We start from the raw sequence: 688 nt of genomic DNA, 5'->3' as shown, positions 1-688 counted from the left end.
ACCGTTCGTCTAACGCATATAAAGCTTAAGGGCTAGTCCAATTTCGCTCGCCGCTACTTTCGGAATCTCGGTTGATTTCTTTTCCTCGGGGTACTTAGATGTTTCAGTTCCCCCGGTTCGCCTCGCTGCGCTATGTATTCACGCAGCGATACTAGCTTATGCTAGTGGGTTTCCCCATTCGGAAATCCCAGACTCAAATGGTTTTTACTACCTAATCTGGGCTTATCGCAAGTTAATACGTCCTTCATCGCCTCTGACTGCCAAGGCATCCACCGTGTACGCTTAGTCACTTAACCATACAACCCGAAGGAGTTTCGAGTTGATAATCAAATCACCAAAGTTGTCTCTCATTATTTGAATGAGCGAGAGACATTTCGATTTTGCCGGACTCAATTTCGAATAATCACTTAAAAGTGATATTCCCAAGAACACTTGAATGTGTTTTTTGGTGTTTGTCTTAAAGACAAACATTGAGAACTTTACAAGTAATCTTAAAGATTACTTTGTCAGCTTTCCAAATTGTTAAAGAGCTATGTTAGCTACAAGCTTGCGCTTGTGAACTATCAATCTGTGTGGACACTCATCGTGAGTAATCATCGTATAAGGAGGTGATCCAGCGCCAGGTTCCCCTAGCGCTACCTTGTTACGACTTCACCCCAGTCATGAACCACAAAGTGGTAAGCGTCCT

At 43.3% G+C, this 688-nt stretch carries 2 rRNA genes; both read right to left on the bottom strand.

The features are described 5' to 3' along the window. Positions 1-296: ribosomal RNA gene (locus ATB76_RS26865) — 23S ribosomal RNA — on the bottom strand; the annotation flags it as partial. Between the two features lie 305 nt (positions 297-601). Continuing rightward, positions 602-688 (bottom strand): 16S ribosomal RNA (locus tag ATB76_RS26860); the annotation flags it as partial.

It is taken from the genome of Vibrio sp. MOR3 (assembly GCF_001557775.1).
In the GTDB taxonomy this organism is placed as follows: Bacteria; Pseudomonadota; Gammaproteobacteria; order Enterobacterales; family Vibrionaceae; genus Vibrio; species Vibrio jasicida.
This window is presented reverse-complemented; position numbering and strand designations above follow the sequence as displayed.